The 19,102-nt window shown below is 43.1% G+C and carries 17 protein-coding genes and 1 other annotated feature; of the genes, 4 read left to right on the forward strand and 13 right to left on the reverse strand.

Annotation, left to right across the window (positions count from 1 at the left end; translation table 11 throughout):
* Window positions 1-150 precede the first annotated feature (150 nt).
* The 3 genes from pepF to cls all read right to left on the reverse strand — a co-directional run bounded on the left by pepF (window position 151) and on the right by cls (window position 4,498).
* Entirely contained in the window at window positions 151-1,953 is a 1,803-nt protein-coding gene (gene pepF / locus B3G15_RS09645; RefSeq protein WP_050677569.1) for an oligoendopeptidase F, read from the reverse strand.
* A 64-nt stretch (window positions 1,954-2,017) separates the two neighbouring features.
* Window positions 2,018-2,968 carry a competence protein CoiA family protein gene (locus tag B3G15_RS09650; RefSeq protein WP_290720392.1) on the reverse strand — a complete coding sequence of 317 codons (951 nt, stop codon included), beginning with the start codon at window positions 2,966-2,968 and terminating at the stop codon, window positions 2,018-2,020.
* Window positions 2,969-2,986: 18 nt separating this feature from the next.
* Window positions 2,987-4,498: a cardiolipin synthase gene (gene cls, locus B3G15_RS09655; RefSeq protein WP_214858073.1), complete on the reverse strand. Its 1,512-nt coding sequence runs from the start codon at window positions 4,496-4,498 to the stop codon at window positions 2,987-2,989.
* Window positions 4,499-4,566: 68 nt separating this feature from the next.
* On the opposite strand from cls, the gene B3G15_RS09660 reads away from it, so the two are divergent.
* Window positions 4,567-5,289, forward strand: coding sequence for an SDR family NAD(P)-dependent oxidoreductase (locus B3G15_RS09660; RefSeq protein ID WP_064299581.1), 723 nt, complete (start codon window positions 4,567-4,569; stop codon window positions 5,287-5,289).
* Window positions 5,290-5,351: 62 nt separating this feature from the next.
* On the opposite strand, the gene mecA is transcribed toward B3G15_RS09660, so the two are convergent.
* The 3 genes from mecA to B3G15_RS09675 form a co-directional block, all read right to left on the reverse strand.
* A complete protein-coding gene (mecA, locus tag B3G15_RS09665) occupies window positions 5,352-5,978 on the reverse strand; it encodes an adaptor protein MecA (RefSeq protein WP_023468889.1) in 627 nt (208 codons plus the stop codon).
* Between the two features lie 171 nt (window positions 5,979-6,149).
* On the reverse strand, window positions 6,150-6,548 hold the full coding sequence (gene spxA / locus B3G15_RS09670; RefSeq protein ID WP_012370920.1) for a transcriptional regulator SpxA: 399 nt from the start codon (window positions 6,546-6,548) through the stop codon (window positions 6,150-6,152).
* A gap of 172 nt (window positions 6,549-6,720) precedes the next feature.
* The gene (locus B3G15_RS09675) at window positions 6,721-6,858 is read right to left on the reverse strand and encodes a hypothetical protein (protein ID WP_023468890.1); all 138 of its coding nucleotides are present in this window, start codon (window positions 6,856-6,858) and stop codon (window positions 6,721-6,723) included.
* Window positions 6,859-7,082: 224 nt separating this feature from the next.
* Between B3G15_RS09675 and B3G15_RS09680 the strand changes: the two genes are divergently transcribed.
* On the forward strand, window positions 7,083-7,616 hold the full coding sequence (locus B3G15_RS09680) for an HD domain-containing protein (RefSeq protein ID WP_029342203.1): 534 nt from the start codon (window positions 7,083-7,085) through the stop codon (window positions 7,614-7,616).
* Window positions 7,617-7,662: 46 nt separating this feature from the next.
* Here B3G15_RS09680 and B3G15_RS09685 read toward each other — a convergent pair whose 3' ends face one another.
* From B3G15_RS09685 to B3G15_RS09705, 5 genes are all read right to left on the reverse strand, one after another.
* Window positions 7,663-8,616 (reverse strand): ABC transporter ATP-binding protein, encoded by a 954-nt coding sequence (locus B3G15_RS09685; protein ID WP_029342202.1) that lies wholly within the window; start codon window positions 8,614-8,616, stop codon window positions 7,663-7,665.
* Entirely contained in the window at window positions 8,616-9,689 is a 1,074-nt protein-coding gene (locus tag B3G15_RS09690; protein ID WP_029342201.1) for an ABC transporter ATP-binding protein, read from the reverse strand. The genes B3G15_RS09685 and B3G15_RS09690 overlap by 1 nt, the downstream gene beginning before the upstream one ends.
* Before the next feature lie 27 nt (window positions 9,690-9,716).
* Entirely contained in the window at window positions 9,717-10,748 is a 1,032-nt protein-coding gene (opp3C, locus tag B3G15_RS09695; protein ID WP_290720412.1) for an oligopeptide ABC transporter permease, read from the reverse strand.
* Window positions 10,748-11,674, reverse strand: coding sequence for an oligopeptide ABC transporter permease (opp3b, locus tag B3G15_RS09700; RefSeq protein ID WP_029342199.1), 927 nt, complete (start codon window positions 11,672-11,674; stop codon window positions 10,748-10,750). Before opp3b ends, opp3C begins: the two co-directional genes overlap by 1 nt.
* Before the next feature lie 334 nt (window positions 11,675-12,008).
* Entirely contained in the window at window positions 12,009-13,622 is a 1,614-nt protein-coding gene (locus B3G15_RS09705; protein ID WP_290720416.1) for a peptide ABC transporter substrate-binding protein, read from the reverse strand.
* Window positions 13,623-13,893: 271 nt separating this feature from the next.
* Between B3G15_RS09705 and B3G15_RS09710 the strand changes: the two genes are divergently transcribed.
* On the forward strand, window positions 13,894-14,274 hold the full coding sequence (locus tag B3G15_RS09710) for a DUF3899 domain-containing protein (protein ID WP_029342197.1): 381 nt from the start codon (window positions 13,894-13,896) through the stop codon (window positions 14,272-14,274).
* Between the two features lie 56 nt (window positions 14,275-14,330).
* Window positions 14,331-14,536 (forward strand) — a binding site (T-box leader).
* A 51-nt stretch (window positions 14,537-14,587) separates the two neighbouring features.
* A complete protein-coding gene (gene trpS, locus B3G15_RS09715) occupies window positions 14,588-15,589 on the forward strand; it encodes a tryptophan--tRNA ligase (RefSeq protein ID WP_149427655.1) in 1,002 nt (333 codons plus the stop codon).
* Window positions 15,590-15,686: 97 nt separating this feature from the next.
* Here trpS and B3G15_RS09720 read toward each other — a convergent pair whose 3' ends face one another.
* Window positions 15,687-17,330, reverse strand: coding sequence for a peptide ABC transporter substrate-binding protein (locus B3G15_RS09720; protein WP_214859664.1), 1,644 nt, complete (start codon window positions 17,328-17,330; stop codon window positions 15,687-15,689).
* Window positions 17,331-17,533: 203 nt separating this feature from the next.
* Complete coding sequence (locus B3G15_RS09725) at window positions 17,534-19,090, reverse strand: peptide ABC transporter substrate-binding protein (RefSeq protein WP_214859662.1); 1,557 nt, start codon at window positions 19,088-19,090, stop codon at window positions 17,534-17,536.
* Window positions 19,091-19,102 lie beyond the last annotated feature (12 nt).

Raw genomic sequence — 19,102 nt, forward strand, 5'->3', positions numbered from 1 at the left:
AAAAGTCCCTCCTGACGAGAAGGACTTTTTCTTTTGACCACTGGATGGGGGAAAAAGAGAATCGACTGGGGAATGTGACCCTCTTCACAATATAAGTATATCGTGGACTTCGCCTCTTTTCCACTCTTTGTTCACTTTGTCACAAAGATGTCACTCTGCTAACAAAGCTTCAAATTCATCTAGGACACGTTCAAATTGACGCAGTGCTGCTTCAACTGGTGCTTTTGTTGTCATATCGACACCCGCAGCTTTTAGTACTTCGATTGGATAATCACTTGATCCCGCTTTTAAGAAATTGTTGATGTATCGCTCCACAGCAGGTTGTCCTTCTTCTAGAATCTGATCCGTCAAGGCAGCAGCAGCAGAAATGCCCGTTGCATACTGATAGACATAATAATTGTAATAGAAGTGTGGAATCCGAGCCCATTCTAGACCGATTTCTTCATCTAAGACAATTTCTTCTCCGAAGTATTTTTGATTCAACGCATAATACGTTGACGTTAGGAATTCCGGTGTCAGCGATTGTCCAAGACGAGCCGCATCATGAATTGCATGTTCGAACTCGGCGAACATCGTTTGTCGGAACAATGTTCCGCGGAAGGTTTCGAGTTGATTGTTTAATAGATAGAGTTTTTCTTTACGATCCGTTACTTTCTTCAATAAATAGTCGTTCAACAATGCTTCATTCGTCGTTGAGGCGACTTCTGCGACGAAGATTGAATAATCACCATATGGATACGGTTGAGATTTCCGCGTGTAATAACTATGGACGGAATGTCCGAATTCATGTGCGAGTGTAAAGAGGTTGTTGATGTTGTCTTGCCAGTTCATCAAAATGAACGGCTGTGTATCATAAGCACCAGAAGAGTAGGCTCCACTCCGTTTACCACGCGTCTCCCGGACATCAACCCAACGTTCAGACAATCCTTCTTCGAGGATGTGCTTATACTCTGCTCCGAGCGGCGCGAGCCCTTCGACCATCAATTGTTTCGCTTCCTCGTAAGAGACTTTCATCTCCACCTCAGAAACGAGCGGTGTGTACATATCATACACGTGTAGTTCATCGAGTCCGAGCACTCGCTTACGTAGGGCGACGTAACGATGGAGCAATGGTAAATGCTCATGTACCGCTTCAACTAATCCATCATATACGGACTCAGGAATCGCATTACCGTGTAAAGCTGCTGCGCGTGCCGATGGGAACTTCCGGACATCCGCATAGAAGTTGTCTTTCTTAACTGACCCAGCAAGTGTCGAAGCGAGCGTATTCGTGTATTTTGCATATGTTCCATACATCGCTTTAAATGCGGCTTCACGGACCGAACGATCAGATGATTCCAGGAATGTGATGAAGCGACCATGTGTCAACTCTGTCTCTTCTCCGTCTTCCCCTTTGATTTTCGGGAATGTCAGATCTGCATTGTTCAACATACCGAACGTCGTACCGGATTGACCGAGTACTTCTCCTGCCTTTGCAAGAATCGCTTCTTCCGCTTCCGTCAGGACGTGTTCACGCTCTTGATTCAATTCATCAAATGCATGACGATACATTGCAAGATCTGGATTCTCATTAAGATACGTCTCAATCGTTGACTCAGGTACAGCTAACAATTCTGGTGTCATGAAAGCAAGCGTTGCCCCGATTTGCGACGCGAGCGTTCGAGCACGGTCGTTCATGGCTTGGTAGAAGCTGTCTGCTGTATTTTCGTCATAACGCATGTGCGCGTATGTATAAAGCTTATAAAGGCGTCTTGAGACTTCGTCGCGTAACTGTAACCCTTCATAGAGTGTTTCTGCACTCTGTCCAAGACGACCCTTATACTCGACGAGTAATGGAAGCATCGCTTTCACCGATTCGAATTCTTCTTCCCACGCTTCGTTCGTTGCGTAAATCGACTCTAGATTCCATGTTTCTGTAACGTCAACATCTTGACGTGTTAATACTTCTGCCATTTCCCTCACTCCTTTAATTCAGTTATACCTGTTTTCTTTTCGACAAACAATCGAAGTGCTCCTGCTAAAACAGCTTATTCGCCTCCTCAATCCGCTCCATCCATTCCCTGACGAGAGCACCAATCAAATCTCTTTCAATCGATAGATTCAATTTGTGAAGCAGTTGATTTATGACATATTCCAGACGGCTCAAAGTGTACCGCCCTTTTATCTCTAAAAAGACGACGATTTGAAATTCAAAGGGATGGACGGGTAGAAATAATAGACGTGTGATGGGGAGAAAGGCAAAAAAGGGAAGATTTTGTAGATGGAAACCTGATTGATACAGTGGGATCTTGAGGATGCGTGGAGGTAATGAAGGATAAAAAGGACGTCGACGATAGCGATGAACGATTCCTTGCCATCGAGCGATTGAAAATTTCCGAGGAAATGATGAAGGTTCTTTCGAAAGAAAATCAGATAATGAGAGCGGTTGAACCGTACAATAGACATGATGTTTTGCAAAAGGAACCGGATGTCGAAATCTCCGGATTTGATTCTCGACGATCAGATCCAAGTAATCATGTTGTAAAAATGCTTGTCGCATCCAACCTTGCAATCGCAACGTGACACCATGTGAAGGATGAAATCCGATCCACCGAACCGTTTGTTCTTGTTTCGCATCAAGCCTGGCTCGTCTGATCCATTCCTCTGCTGACATCGGAGAACGTTGAATTTCAATCCCGATTTTCTTTTCTGGTATCCACAAATCAAAACGTCTCTCCCCAGTCATCCATTCAATTTCGACTTGGACACCTGCGTTTATTAAAGAATCGGCAATGCGCTTTTTCCAAGACATATGCACGTTGCTTTCTCCTGAACAAGCTGAGATATGTGAAAAGTGTGGTCGTCGTCCTTGCCTGACGCGCAATGGCTTCAGGCAATACGGACAACGTAAGGACATCGTTTTTAATTCATGGTTGGGAAATCTGTGAATCATGATGCGTTTACCAGAAGCATCAATGGCTTCAAACATCTGAATCGTCCCCTTTTACTAAAGTAACGGTGAGAATAAACGTGAAATCGATTCAATTAATCGACGGCGTAATGGACGCCGATGGAACATATCAGCATCAACTTGTGTCGAATGGCTAAAATCTTCATAAAAATCACGTGTCAGTTCATGGACAGAGTTCGTTCCATATAAGAAAGCATTCACTTCGAAATTCAAATGAAAACTACGTAAATCCATGTTCGCTGTCCCAATCGTTGCGATGGCGTCATCAACGACGATAACTTTCGAGTGCATGAACCCTTTATTGTACTCGTAAATTTTTACACCAGCTTGTAGCAAATCATCAAAATAAGAACGGCTCGCATAAAATACGATTTTATGGTCCGGGAAGCTCGGTAGTAGAATACGGACGTCAATCCCTGCCATTGCAGCTGTCTTCAGCGCTGTCATGAGATCTTCGTCCGGTATCAAATACGGGGAAGCAATATAGACCGATTCACGCGCTTCCGTGATGAGCCCGAAGTAAAGTGATTTCATTGCCTCATATGGCTCATCAGGACCGCTCGCAATGATTTGAACACCTCCTGTTGCTTCTTCAACGTACTCAAGTGGCTCCATGTAAAACGGTGTAAACAGCCGTTCACCCGTCATGTAATACCAGTCTTGCAAAAAAATCAGTTGGAGTTCAGAGACAGCCTCTCCCCTTACGAGAAGATGGGTATCACGCCAAAAACCAAAATGTTGATCACGACCGATATACTCGTCGCCAATGTTTATTCCACCCGTAAATGCAACCGTTCCATCGATGACGACGATTTTCCGATGATTCCGGTAGTTTGATTTACTCGAAATAAACGGTAAGACGACGGGGAAAAACGCACGAACCTCAACACCAGCTGCCTGCATCTTCTTGAAATAATGTTTATCCGTCGAAAAACAACCGACGGCATCATAAAGAAAGCGGACCTCGATTCCTTGCTTAGCCTTTTCAATCAACGCTTCCTGTAGTTGAAGCGCAAGTTGATCATCGCGTACGATATAGTACTCCAAATGAATATGATGCTGTGCTTGACGAATCTCTTCTAAAAGAATCGGAAACTTTTCCTGACCATTCGTCAAGATTCTTGTATGTGTATTATACGAAATCGGAAGGCGGCTGATTGAATCGATAAGTGTCACAACTTTTCCATAACGCCCTTCTTGGAACACTGATTGGTGTACCCCTGCCTTAAACTGGGTACGATACTTAATGTAAGACTCTTCATCAAGCATTGCCTTCAGTCGAAACATTCGTTTTCGGCGGTAGTTCTGACCAAATGTGAAATACACGAACACGCCAACGACAGGCAATGCCATCATGACGAGTGCCCAGACGAGCGTTCGTTCTGGGTTTCGATTTTCGAGTAGAATGATGACAAACACGCTCATGACGACCAAGATGATGACGATGGACAGCCAACCTACCATATAGACACTCCAATAGTAGGATAAAAAGGCAATCAAGCCGATGGTCAAGATGAGGGTCATGAGAAGTTGTACACGTCGTAGCATGAATCCCCCTCCTTTTATGTAAGTAGTACTAATTGTATTTAAACTGATGACAGAAAGGAAGCGTTTAAATGGGTACGTATATCATTACTGGTGCAACAAGTGGAATTGGTGAGGCAACTGCCCTTCAACTCATCCGGGAGGGACATACTGTCCTTGCGATTGGTCGTAATGAAGAAAAAGGATCCTCGCTTGAAGCAAATGGAGAAGGACGTTTATATTTCTTCCCTGTCGACTTAACTGATTCCTCTGCAATCGATGCGTTCTTTGAAGAAACACAAGAAGATTTCCCAGAAATCGATGGTATTTTCAACAATGCAGGTACTTTCGGTAAACCCGTTGCACCTGAACGTGTTTCCGATCAACAAAAAGAAGTATTCCAAGTGAACTATCACGCACCCGAACGAATCATCCAGCTCGCGACGAAACGCTTTTCAAAAGGTGCTTCCATCGTCAATAATAGCGCAATCGTAGGTCATGTTAAGTTTCCAGCAATGCTACTGCCTTACGCTTCGTCTAAAAGTGCTTTACTGACGCTAACAAAGACATACGCCGCCCGCTTCCATGGTAAGTACCGATTTAATGCTATTTGCCCGGGACCAGTCGATACAGCGCTCAGTCATGCCTTATATGGCGGGAAAGATAAATTTGACCTCGCAATGAAACATCATCTTCGAGGCGAGCCTGCACAACCTTCTGAAATCGCTGAGGTCGTTTGTTTCTTACTATCAAACAAAGCGAGTTACATCAACGGTCAAGCGCTCATCGTAGATGGAGGCTATACCCTCACTTAATACCAGAACAAAAGGAGGTATCACGATATGTGATCCTCCTTTTCCTCGCACTTTTTCTGACCTTAGTTCGGAAAATGTTTCCGAATGAACGGAAAGACATCTGAAGCAATGATCTGTTTCCCGTATTCAGCTACAGGATGTATCGTTTGTTCGCTGAACTGGAGATACTCTGCGATTAAACTCATGACGTTTTCTTGCGCTTCTACGTTCACATCATCTTCGAAATGAACATGCAGTAAATAGAGTCCATCTTTTTGATAAAGCGCTGTTTCAAGTTCTGCGAATACAGGAGCATTCGCATATTGGCTGAGCGCGATGATATGTTCGAAATCGCGAGTTTCAAATAAAACATCTTGGCTTAACTCTGTATCTTTATCTTCTGTCTCAGACATCGCTGATCGTAAAAGTGAATCGAGTTCGTCTTCATCGACTTGCTCACCATCAACTGCATTTTTCGCGATCGTTACAGTGACTTCAAGACCTTTTTCAAATGCTTGCACTTGTATCCATAGTGGACCTTCGAAGGAGATGGACTCTTTTTCATTCGCTTCGTCCATCATCTGCCAGAATAACTGTTCTCCCCGTTCCCGGTTATACCAAATCTCATCTCGGGCAAAACCACGGCGTTCGATGTCGGTGTACGTGATGAAGAACTTGACCGTATTGTCATTGACGCGTTCGATTTTCAAACTGTCCACTCCTTTCTTCTCGTTCCTTATCTAGAATACGAACGAGGACATGACTTGGATTCATAGTTTTGAATCCGAAGGATATATTTCTATTCCTTTGTTATCTTTATTTTAACCTTTTTTATCGGTAACAAAAAGCACACTGCTCACGAAGCAGCGTGCTTTTTAAAATTACTCGTTTACGAGACGCTGCGCTTCCAAAAGTTGGAATGTACGCACCTTGCGCGGTAAGAATCGACGGATTTCATCCTCGTTGTATCCCACTTGAAGGCGTTTTTCATCAATCAAGATTGGGCGACGCAATAATCCCGGATATTCTTGAATCAAATCGTATAGATGCTGCAACGATAAGTTTTCAACGGAAACATCGAGTTTCGAGAAGACTTTTGAACGTGTTGAGATAATCTCGTCCGTTCCATCTTCCGTCATACGAAGAATCTGTTTGATTTCATCGAGCGATAATGGTTCTGAAAAGATATTACGTTCAACGAACGGGATTTCATGTTCTTCAAGCCACGCGCGTGCTTTCCGACAAGAAGTACAACTTGGTGAAGTATAGAGTGTTACCATTGAAAAACATCCTCCCCCTGATTTAACATCATTCAATACCTATGTGAATAAGCAGATATTGATGATGGTTCTATTACTTGACAGTTTACATCTAATAAAGCAGAAAACCTAGCTTTTTTATAAAGATGAAAGAACTTTTCGTAAAAAAGCTTGTTAAAGCCACCACGTGGCTTTAACAAGCTGGCGTGTGATCAAATGGCTGAGAAATCGTCTCTTTTGCTTTAGGAAGTTTCATTTCTTTCAGTTTTTTCTCTAAAATATCCCGCAAAAGGCGCTTCTTCAGCTTTTTCTTCTTGTCACGTTCTTTCATATTCCGACACCCCAATCGGCCCGAAACAGAACTAACAACCATACGAAAGCAAAATAATCATCTTCTACATTAGTAAGTATACCACGTATCTCAAAAATCTATTCCTACTTTAAGCAATTAAATATGTGAGATTGTCGATTGAGGAATGAAAAACAGTTGCAATTTCTTTCAAATTTCTGTAGAGTGTATAGAAATATCAACGCTCAGAAAGGAGTTTTTCATTCATGGCATTAACACTTGTCACGATTCTCGATCATCCGATCGCTCAAAAATATTTATCTCGTTCTGGCTTGAATCATGCGATTTCAGTAGCGGAACGCGCACTGACGCTTGCTACGAAACGCGGCTTAGATGCTGACACTGCTACGAAGGCAGCACTCTTACATGATATCGGTCATTACGAATGGTATACCGATGGCACTTGGAACTATGATTTATATCGCCAAAATGATATTCATGCCATTAAAGGAGCTGAACGTGCTCACAAACTATTGATTCGCCTTGGTGAAGAACCAGCACGTGCAAAAGAAATTGCTCTCGCTGTTCTTTTGCATACGGATTCTTATCTTCCACCAGGTGCGATCAATCGAACACCTCTTCAACAACTTGTCCATGATGCGGATACGCTGGAAGAACAGCCGGGCGGACTCCATCATTACGAAAAAATTGACTTTGAAGAAGCCATGCGTCGTCTTGATGCAATCGATGCAGTCGTCCATCGATTTGCTCATCTACCGCGTATCGCATCAGAAAATTAAAAGGCATTTCCACGATCAACGTGGAAATGCCTTTTTGCTTTAACGATTATACGAGTTGCGCTTGGTACGCTTCAAGTTCTGCATCCGTCATCGAAACGAAGTGACCTGGCTCGATTTCACGAAGTGGTGGAATGCTCGAATCTTCATCCGATTTCCCAACCGGTCCACTCGTCGGACGATCAAAGATAATCCGTTTACGTGTCCGCTCGTGCTCTGGATCCGGAAGCGGAATCGCAGATAAAAGTGACTTCGTATAAGCATGAACAGGATTCTCATACAGACGATCCGCATCACACAATTCAACGAGGTGACCCTGATACATAACACCAATCCGGTCTGAGATATACTTAACCATCGATAAATCATGGGCGATGAACAAGTATGTCAAACTGCGATCACGTTGCAGTTTTTTCATCAAGTTGACGACTTGGGCTTGAATCGATACGTCGAGTGCTGAAATCGGCTCATCCGCAATGATGAAGTCCGGCTCTACAGCAAGTGCGCGTGCGATACCAATCCGTTGACGCTGACCACCTGAGAACTCGTGCGGGTAACGACTCGCGTGTTCTTTCGTCAAACCAACAGTCTCAAGCAAATCATATACACGGTTATTGCGCTCTTCTTTTGAGTTTGCTAAACCATGAATATCGATTCCTTCAGCGATGATATCACCAACCGTCATCCGTGGATTTAACGATGCATACGGATCTTGGAAGATCATTTGCATTGCACGGTTGAATTTCAATTTGTCTTTACGTGATTTCTTACCATGAACGTTTTCACCTTTGAAGATGACTTCGCCGTCTGTCGCTTCGTATAAACCAATGATCGAGCGACCAGTCGTAGACTTACCACAGCCTGACTCTCCAACGAGGCCAAGTACTTCGCCTTCGTAGATATCAAATGAAAGTCCATCAACCGCTTTAACGACGCGTCCACGTCCAATATTGAAATGTTGCTTCAAGTTTTTTACTTCAAGTAATTTATTACGGTTTTCCATTATTTCAGACCGCCTTTCAGAAGCGATTTTGAGAACACGCTGTCCGGACGGTATTTTAACGCCAAGTCACGGATTGCAGCAGGTGGTTCGACGTATGGAGCTTGTGGATGTAGCAACCACGTCGCCGCTTCGTGTGTATCTGAGATTTTGAAGAAAGGTGGTTCTTTCTCGAAATCAATCTTCATCGCATATTTGTTACGCGGTGCAAACGCATCACCGACTGGTGGATGCATCAAGTTCGGTGGAGTTCCTGGAATCGCAGGAAGATCTTGTGAACGGTCATCAGATGGACGTGGCATTGAACCTAGTAGTCCCCAAGTATATGGATGACGCGGCTCATAGAAGATCTCATCTACTGTACCTTTTTCAATCAATTTACCAGCATACATGACGGCTACACGGTCAGCCATGTTCGCTACGACACCTAAGTCGTGCGTAATGAAGATGATTGCTGTACCCGTTTTTTGCTGAATGTCTTTCAATAACTCAAGGATCTGAGCTTGAATCGTAACATCGAGTGCAGTCGTCGGCTCATCGGCAATCAACACTTTCGGATTACATGCAAGCGCGATTGCGATGACGATCCGTTGACGCATCCCACCCGATAATTGGTGCGGATATTGTTTCAGACGCGCTTCTGGATTCGGAATTCCTACGAGTGTCAAAAGTTCGAGTGTACGCTTTTTCGCTGCGTCGCCTGTTAAGCCTTGGTGACGTTTTAATCCTTCAGCGATTTGTTTATAAATCGTCATCGTCGGGTTAAGTGATGTCATCGGATCTTGGAAAATCATTGCGATATCACGACCGCGGACTTTTTGCATTTCTTTATCCGAAAGCTTAACGAGGTCACGACCTTCAAATAAGATTTCACCTTGTGTGATTTCACCTGGTGGGTTTGGAATCAAACGCATGATCGCTTTTGAAGTAACCGATTTACCAGAACCAGACTCACCAACGATTGCGAGTGTCTCGCCTTTTTTCAAATCAAACGATACACCGCGGACGGCTTGTACCGTCCCGGCATACGTATGGAAAGCGACATTCAGGTCGCGAACAGATAAAATAGTTTCCATTGTGAATGAGCTCCTCTCTAGTTTCCGTTAGCGTCGTAAACGTGGGTCGAACGCATCACGCAGTCCATCTGCCAACATATTGAAGCTGACCATGAGGAGTACGATGACCGTCGATGGAACAACGAGCAAGAATGGGAACGTTTTGAGTTCTTTGTACCCTTCGTTGATCAATGTACCGAGTGACGGTTGTGGTGGTGCAAGTCCTAAACCGATGAAGCTTAAGAACGCTTCGAAGAAGATCGCACTTGGAATCGTGAACATAAGTGAGATGATGATCGTTCCCAAGGTATTTGGAATCAAGTGTTTAAAGATCAATCGTGCGCTAGAAGCACCAAGTGTCCGTGCTGCAAGAACGAATTCTTGGTTCTTTAGTTTCAGGATTTGACCACGAACAAGTCGGCTCATCCCGATCCAGCCGGTAATCGTCATCGCAAGGATGATCGTCGTGATCCCTGGTTCAAGAATCAAGATGAACAAGATGATCAAGATTAAGTTTGGTACACCTGTTAAAATTTCAGCAATCCGTTGCATGATGTTATCGACACGCCCACCGTAATAAGCAGAAATTCCGCCGTATGTGACACCAACGAGAACATCGATGAGTGCTGCCATCAAACCGATGAACAACGAGATCTTCGTTCCTTCCCAGACACGTGACCAAAGATCACGACCAAGGTGGTCCGTTCCGAACCAGAAGTTCTCCGTCACTTGTTTTTGTTTATAAAAATCAATCGGCGTATCACCAAGTGTCGCCATACCGTCAAAACCAGCCCACTCTAAACCAGTAACTTTAGGTGGAAGTTTAGCTTGTGTGATTGTTTGGGTATAAGGGTCATTACCAGACAACACAGGTCCGACCAATGACATGATTGCGATGATGATGATGACAGCAAGTGAGAGAATTGCCGCTTTGTTCTTGCGTAGACGCATCCAAGCATCTTGCCAGAAGTTTAAACTTTTACCAGCAAGACGTTCCCCTGCTTGTTCATTGAACTCAACGTGTTGGAACAGCGATGAATCAAACTGTTCTGCTTTTGCATTTGAATTTTGTTCAGCCATTATTTGTTACCCCCCAAACGGATCCGTGGATCAACGACACCGTACAGCAAATCGACGATCAAAATCATGAGAATGAAGACTGCTGAGAAGAACAACGTCGTACCCATGATGACTGTGTAGTCATTTTGTGTGATTGATGATACGAAGAGTTCACCAAGACCAGGAACAGAGAAAATCCGCTCAATGACGAGTGTTCCTGTAATTAACGCGGCAGTCATTGGTCCAAGAATCGTGATCGCAGGAATCAAGGCGTTCCGAACCATGTGTTTCCAAGTAATCGACTGACCATCTAGGCCTTTTGCTTTAGCTAACGTGACATAATCCTGGTTCGTAACTTCTAGCATCTCTGTTCGGACGAATCGAGCAATTGAGGCTGTAACCCCAAGTGATAACGATATGGTCGGCAAGATGGTATGCGCCGGGCTTTCCCAGAACGCGACTGGCAAAACGCCCCATTTCACGCCAACATAGTATTGAAGGAGTGAGGCGAATACGAAGGACGGTACCGAGATTCCGATAACCGATACGAACATCGCACCGTAATCGATCACTGTGTTGTGACGAAGTGCCGCGACAACACCTAAGACGAGTCCTAACAGTACTCCGAGTACTAATGCTTGAACTCCTAATTGAGCCGATGGTCCAATTCGTTCAGAGATTAAATCCGTTACCGGACGGCTATCATATTTGAATGAAATACCGAGATCTCCTTGGAACAAGTTAACCATATACGCTGCATAGCGTTGTGGCAGTGGATCATTCAAGTTGTACTTATCCCGAAGGATGTTCAACTGTTCAGGAGAAAGTTTCTCCTGGTTTTGGAACGGTGAACCTGGTAGCAGATCCATCAGGAAGAAAGTGAACGAAGCGATGAGTAAAAACGTCAGTACGCCGTAAACCAGGCGTTGAGCTAAATAACGGCCCATAAGATGGCACCCCCTATAAAGATTTTCTGTTTTTTTCGAAACATCAATAAAATCAGTATGACCCACAATTGTCGGAACATTCAAGAATTTTGTCATAAAAATTTAAAAATTCTTTTTTTATTGTGCTTTGATTTGATGTTCGCTTGGATGTTTTTCTAATTTCATCCAATAGTCAGAATTTTTCGTTTGATTCCATTATACTTTGCTAACAAAGTAATTAGAACTACTTTTTTACGAAACTTTCACATTTTCGATAAAAATGAGTTTCCATTCATAAAAAGTAGTATAAAACAGGAGCGTACCCGAACTGATCAGGGGACGCTCCCATTCTCGATTACTTAATATCAACGTATTTGTATTGGAAATCTGCTCCGAACACTTGACGGTTGAAATCTTTAACCGTCGGACGGCTCAAGTATGCAGAACCAGCTTGATAGATTGGCGCGATGGCTTGATCTTTCTCAATCAATTGTGCTTCCGCTTGTTTGAAGAGATCGAGACGTTTGTTTAAGTCAGACTCTTCATTCGCTGCGTTCAACAATTTATCATAAGCTGCAGACTTGTACTTGACGTCGTTTTGGCTATTCGTTGATTCGAAGATAGAAAGGTTAGACATTGGATCCTGATAATCCGGGCCCCAAAGTGAGTATGAAACCTGGTAGTCGCCTTTTGTTTCAAGGTCGAGTTTATTCTTGAACGGTTGTTGTTTGATTGAAACAGTGACGTTCGGAAGATTTTTCTCGATTTGACCTTTCATGTACTCACTGATCTTCTTCGCATCTTCATTGTCGAATGAAAGAAGTTCAATCGTCGTTTTCTTATCGCCGTTTGCTTTTTTCCAAAGATCTGCTGCTTCTTTTCCATCACGGTCAAACCAGTTGATGTCGCTCGTATAGTCTTTACCAGACGCATCTTTGATGAATTCTTTTGGAATGAAGCTTGTTGTTGGAATCGAACCGTTCGCAAGAAGCGTATCTGTGATTCCTTTTGGATTGATGGCACGAGCAATTGCTTTACGTGCATCAACATTTTTCATCGTTGCATCTTCGTTATTGAACTTCAAATAAGCGATTGAAGAACGAAGAGCTGTCTTGAATTCAGGCTTCGATTTGTAAGCTTCAACTTGCTCTGAAGTCAAACCAGCGTAATCGATATCATTTGAATCATAGAGGTTTACTACTGTTGACGTATCCTTGACGACACTGACCGTAACTTCGTCGAGTTTGACAGCGTCTTTATCCCAGTAGTTATCGTTTTTCTTCAGCACTCGTTTTGAATCCGTTTTCCAAGATTCCCAAACGAAAGGACCGTTATAGAGTAATTTATCTGGTTTGAGCGAGAAGTCTTTTTCATTCTTTTTGTAGAAGTCTTCACTGATCGGTGAGTACGTACCAAACGATGTCAGTGAAAGGAAATACGGCGCTGGACGCTCAAGTTTTACTTCTAACGTTTTGTCGTCAAGTGCTTTAACACCGAGTTCGTCGACAGCTTTTTTACCCTGTGTAACATCAGCGCCGTTTTTTAACGTGTCAAAGATGTACGAGTAACTAGATGCTGTTTTCGGATCAGCAGCACGTTTCCAAGCGAATTCGAAATCTTGTGCTTTGACGGGTGAACCATCAGACCATTTTGAATCACGAAGTGTGAACGTATACGTCAAGTTATCACTTGAGATATCTGTTTTTTCTGCAAGTGCTGGAATCGCTTTGCCGTCTTTATCGAGACGGTAAAGACCTTCCATCGTATTCCCGATCATGTTGAAAGCAACAGAATCCGTAGCTTTCGCTGGATCCACTGTCGTGATATCCGAAGAGTCTGTTAAGCGTAGATTTTTCTTTCCGTCTGTAGAACCTGAATCACTGTCTCCGCCACCTGTCGAACATCCAGCAAGCACTGCGCTTCCTGCAAGCATGACTGATAATGCGAGACCGACTGTTTTTTTCTTCATCGGTAAGTCATCTCCTTTTCAATTTCCAAGTTGCCATAATGCCTATGACATCAATAACGTCCCGTCGAAACTGCAATGTATTCCCCAAAATGCATTGACCTAGTTTCAAAAACTTAAACGAAGTGATAAATTGATTTTATGTGAGAATAGCATTAACGTCAAGTAAATAGTCACACTATTTGCTATTTTGCATCATTCGTTTGTTACCGATTCGTAACAGGATTAAAAATTTCGTATACTAAGGTTATCAATGCATTTAAGGGGGATTTTCATGCGATCGACCTATTTCCGACCGGTCATCATTGCGGTCATTCTAGTCTTACTTTATACGATATGGGCGACTATCACCGATTCGACGCACGGTATTTTGTACCATCTATCTGGTGGATTATTCATTGGAGGCTTTTTGCTTATGGCAATCGGATTCTTTTCCAACATGTCGGCTAACGGCTTCTTCCGTGGCATGACAGCCGGATTTAAAAAACAACGGGAAGCGAAGCTTCGAGAAATTGATGGCGATTACTACGAAGATGATGACGAAGAGGAAGAAGTCCTCCGTAAAAAGCAAAACCGGGCTTCTGCCCGAACGAAACCCTATGTTTCTAGTGGTATTATCTTCATCATCGTATCGCTGATCATCTCTTACTTTTAATCGAAATCACCGTGACGTACCTTCTATCGTATGGTAAACTTAAGTGAATTAAACAAGAAAACACGACGACAAAGAGTAGTAACTTAGGTACATCCCTTTCAGAGAGTCCATGGTGCTGGAAATGGACAGGTGATGCCTACGTGAATGGACTTTCGAGTGGCTGATTCGAATCAAGTAGAGTCAGATGGGTTTGCCCATTACAGCAAATTGAGCGGCTATGCGAATAGCAACTTGGGTGGCAACGCGATGAATCGTCCCTTGATTTTCAAGGGGCGTTTTTTATTTTGATTTTATTATTTGGAGGGATTTCATTATGAAAACGATTTTCTCAGGTATCAAACCAACGGGAACAGTAACACTCGGAAATTACTTAGGTGCGATGAAACACTTCGTGAATTTACAGGATGGTCATGATGCGTATTATTGTGTCGTTGACTTGCACTCGATCACGGTCGATATCGATCGTGTCGAACTGATGAACAATACACGCGCCCTTGCTGCACTTTATATCGCAAGTGGTCTGAATCCAGAAAAATCAACAATCTTTGTTCAATCAGAAGTCAAAGCGCATGCACAACTCGGCTGGATGTTGACGTGTCTCTCCGGGATGGGTGAGCTCGAGCGTATGACACAGTATAAAGATAAATCACAAGGAAAAGACCGAATTGGTGCAGGATTGTTTGTCTATCCAACACTCATGGCAGCTGATATCCTACTCTATGATGCGGAACTCGTTCCAGTCGGTGATGATCAAAAACAACATATTGAGTTAACGCGTGACTTGGCTCAACGTTTTAATAGTCGTTACTATGAGACGTTCACATTACCAGAACCAATCATCGCTGAGTCAGGAGCACGAATCATGAGCCTGACGACGCCAGACAAAAAGATGTCAAAATCTGATCAGAATCCGAAGGGCTTCATCTCGATGCTTGACGCACCAGATGTCATTCGTAAAAAAGTGAAGTCAGCCGTCACGGACTCGGAAGGTATCGTCAAATTCGATCGGGAAAATAAACCAGGTGTATCGAATTTGCTTGAGATCTACTCTTTACTCGCTGGCATCTCGATTCCTGATCTCGAAACCAAATACGAAGGTTCAAACTACGGAACATTTAAAGCAGATGTCGCGGAAGCTATCATTTCGGAACTTGAACCGATTCAACAACGCTACTATGAATTGATTGATTCTGAAGAACTCGATCAGATTCTTGACGCTGGGCGTGACCGTGCTGAAGCCGTTGCTGCTAAAAAGATCGCGAAAATCGAGAAGGCAATGGGTTTACAACGGAAACGTGCTAAGGTAAAAAAATAAGTCTTCTTCCAAAAGAGATCGGAATGCTCCGATCTTTTTTGATATTTTCAAACAAAAAACTGCTTCCGAATTAAATCGGAAGCAGTTTTTATTTTGCTTATTTTCCTTCGATCGAAGCCCATTTGTACGAGAAGTCTGCGCCGAAGTTATGCTCGACGACACCTTTGACGTATGGTTTAACGAGGAATGCACGTCCACGCTGATAAACAGGTGAGATCGCTGCAGAGTCGAGAAGGATTTTCTCAGCTTCTTGCAATTCAGACCAGCGTTTTGCTGCATCTGTTTGTGTTTGAGCATCTTTGATGAGTTTATCAAACTCTTCATTTGACCACTTACCACGGTTGTATGGTCCGTCTGTCAAGAAGAGATCGAGGAACGTCATTGGATCTTGGTAGTCAGGTCCCCAGCCCGCGAATGAAAACTGGAAGTCCCCTTTGTTTTCAAGATCAAGTTTGTTTTTGAATGGTTGTTGTTTGATTGTGACCTTCATACCTGGAAGGTTTTTCTCAAGTTCACCTTTCAAGAACTCACCGATTTTCTTAGCATCGTCGCTATCGTAGTTCAAGAGTTCAAGATCAACCGATTTTTGACCGATTTCCTTAAGTCCCTCTTCCCAGAGTTTTTTCGCTTCGTCTGCATTGTATTCGTTGAATGCTGGATACTTATCACGGAAGTCTTTTCCGTCAGCATCTTTCGCGAAATCTTTTGGTACGAGATAGTTCGCTGGAAGTGATCCGTTTGCGAGGATGACATCTGTGATCCCTTTTTTATCGTAACCCATGTCGATTGCGCGACGGATTTTTTCGTTATCAAGCGCTTTTACCTTCGTGTTGAGGTAGAGGTAGAAGATTGTTGATTCGCCTTTTGTTTTGAATTCTTTATTATCTTTGAACTGGGCAACGAACTCAGATGTTAAACCTGTGCGATCGATGTCACCTTTTTCGTAAAGGTTAACACCAGTTGCAACTTCTTTAACGACCTTAACGTTGATCGTTTTAAGTTTAACGGCATCTTTATCCCAGTAGTTATCGTTTTTGACCATTTTCCAGCCTTGCTCACGTGTCCACTCTGTTAATTTGAATGGTCCGTTATAGAGCGCTTTGTCTGCAGTCGAACCGAAGTCTTTTCCGATTTTCTTCGAGAGTTCTTCTGATTTCGGCATGAATGGTCCGAATCCAGTGAGTCCGAGGAAGTAATCTGCAGGTGCTTTTAACTTAACTTCGAACGTTTTGTCGTCGATTGCTTTGACGCCGACAGCATCACGCTCGCCTTTTTTCGTATTGTACTCTTCTGCACCTTCGATGTTGTAGAAGACGTATGCATACTGTGAAGCGTTCTCTGGATTAAGAACTTCTTTCCATGCATATTCGAAGTCTTTAGCTGTGATTGGAGTACCGTCAGACCACTTCGCATCACGTAATTTGAACGTGTATGTCTTTTTGTCTTCTGATACTTCATGACTCTCAGCGATACCTGGTGTTGGCTGCTGCTTGTCATCAAGACGGTAAAGACCTTCCATCGTGTTGTTCAGCACGTTGAATGAAACTGCATCTGTAGAAGTCGTCGGGTTAAGTGTCGGGATATCCGAACCTTCGATCAAGTTAAGTGTTTGATCACTAGATTTTTTGTCTGAACCAGTGTCGCCCGATTTGTCGCCTGAATCCGTTGTCGAACAAGCTGCGAGGAACGCACTTGATACGAGAGCTACTGAAGTAGCTAAAGCAAAACTTTTCTTCTTCATGTTACGATGACCCCCCTAGGTTTCTAAAAATGATACTGTCAGGTTTTTGACCGAAAAAAAAAGAATTACTATATTCGAATCAAACCCTTCGTTACAAATAGTTTACAATGTTCTGATAATTTTGCAAACCTTTTATCCGATTTTTCTAAATATTTTTTCAAAAAAGACTGGGACCTCATGAAAAAATGGTCCCAGCTCAGTGATTATTTTAGAATTTTCATTGCACGAAGTAGGTATTCCGGTCCATAAATCGGTACTTCGATTCCTTGAATCGTATCAGAAACATATAATTTCTCTGTCGTCTGATACAAAGGAACGATGACGGCATCTTGATTGATCAACTGCCTTTCAGCTTGATGATACAATGCTTGTTTTTTCTTCATATCTCGTACCTGCCGTGCTTTTTCGATCAGTTGATCGTACGTGTCGGATTGATAGTTTACGGAATTCAACGGATTATCTGAGACGAACTGGTTCAAATATGCAAGTGGACCTGGATAATCCGGCATCCATCCCGTTAACGTCATCGCATACTGAGCCGACTGTTCTTTATCGATCTTCTCTTCAATCCCAACGGGTTTAAGAACGATATCAATATCAGGCAACTGTCTCTCAAGATACGTCTCAAGTTGTTGGCCAATCCGCTTCGCCTGTGGGTCCTCGAAGTTCAGCATCTCGATTCGTTGTTTCTTCTGTTGTTTACCATTTTCTTTTTTTACTTGTACCGGTTCTGTCATTAATACATTCGTATCTGTGACGACGAATCGATTCGTCGGAATGCCTGCATATCCTAAAGGAAGTTGAACGGACTCTTTTTCCATCAAGGCGTAAGCAATTCGTTTTCGGAGTGTCTTTTCGCGGAAGGCTTCATTTTTTTGATTAAATGCGATATAAAAGACACCGCTCCGCTTTTTTTGATAGGTTGGTCGAGAGACTTGATCTTCTTGTGTCTCGACACTCTCTTGTAACGGAAGAATCGCTGCTTTACTGTTCTCATACGTACTCCATTGCGTCTGATGATCAGAGATGATGCGGCTTTTCACTTCCTCGACTGTGACAACATTTTGTTGATGATACTGGTTGTTTTTCTTAAGCGTATATCCGTTTTTAGACATCTGTTCTAGTGTAAACGCACCATTACCCGTGAGGTCTTGCCACTTCTTGGATTCGGGTTGTGGATAAAAGACGGACATCGCGAGTAATTCTTTTAGATTCGAAACCGGCTGATTCAGCGTGATGACAAGTTGATCGCGTCCTTTCGCCTTTACACCTAAACGCTCTGGCTTCATTTTTCCGTCATTGACGGCACGTCCATTTTCAAACACTTCAAATAAAAAACCATAAGGAGAATTTGTTTTATTAGCTGCGACACGTCGGAAACTATCGACAAAGTCTTGTGCCGTGATCGGCTGCCCCTGCGCATTTTTCGTTTGTTTGAGTTGAATCGTATACGTCAGACGATCTTTTGAGACTGACATATCCTGAGCCAATCCTCTACGGACGGATGTCCCAGAAGTAAAAACATATAATCCTTCATAAAGTTGTGCCAATAGCGTCTGAGAACGGCTATCCGTCGCTAACGCAATATCGGATGTCTTCGGAAGTGATGATTCAATTAATTCAACCTTCACTGCTTGTGACTCCTGATCTGTTTTCGTCTTTTGAGATGATGATAGACGGTATATGAGCGTACCACTGAGACCAATCAATAAAAATAGGATCAGTATCATGATTGATGTTTTTCTTGTGATGTTAGTCATAAACGACTCCTT

Source organism: Exiguobacterium sp. UBA1053 (assembly GCF_002316465.1).
Classification (GTDB): Bacteria; Bacillota; Bacilli; order Exiguobacteriales; family Exiguobacteriaceae; genus Exiguobacterium_A; species Exiguobacterium_A abrahamii.